General features: G+C 34.8%; 1 protein-coding gene. It reads right to left on the reverse strand.

Going from position 1 to position 741, the window contains the following annotated elements:
• Positions 1-740: serine hydroxymethyltransferase (locus tag CRU94_RS09510; protein WP_129106535.1), on the reverse strand; the 740-nt coding region annotated here is incomplete at its 3' end.
• Position 741 lies beyond the last annotated feature (1 nt).

Here is a 741-nt window from a genome sequence, read left to right on the forward strand (position 1 = left end):
ATCTCTTCATCATTTGTCATAATCATACCACCTCTTGGACCTCTTAGAGTCTTATGAGTTGTTGTTGTTACAACATGAGCATATGGAAATGGACTCATATGCTCACCAGCAGCAACAAGTCCAGCAATATGAGCAATATCAGCAAATAAGATAGCACCAACAGCATCGGCTATCTCTCTAAATCTTTTAAAATCAATCTCTCTTGCATATGCACTTGCACCACAAACAATAATTTTTGGCATAACAATTTTTGCAATCTCTTCAACTTTATCATAGTTAATTCTTCCATCAAGTTCAACACCATAATAAAATGCAGAGTAGTTTTGACCAGAAAATGAAGGTTTACTTCCATGAGTTAAATGTCCACCATGAGATAGATCCATACCTAAGATTTTATCTCCAGCTTTAAGTAGTGCTGCATATACTGCACCATTTGCTTGACTTCCACTATGTGGTTGAACATTTGCATAAGAACATCCAAATATTTTACAAGCTCTATCAATTGCAAGTTGTTCAACCTGATCAGCAAACTCACATCCACCATAATATCTTTTATATGGATAACCTTCAGCATACTTATTTGTAAAAACACTTCCCATAGCTTGCATAACTGCTGGACTTGTAAAGTTCTCACTTGCAATCATCTCAAGATGGTTTGTTTGTCTTTTTAGTTCTGCTTCAACTATATCAAATACCTCTTTATCTGCTACTTCTAAATTATCGTTTGTTATGTAGTTCATA

Origin of the sequence: Arcobacter sp. AHV-9/2010 (assembly GCF_004116575.1) — a bacterium.
Taxonomy (GTDB): Bacteria; Campylobacterota; Campylobacteria; order Campylobacterales; family Arcobacteraceae; genus Aliarcobacter; species Aliarcobacter skirrowii.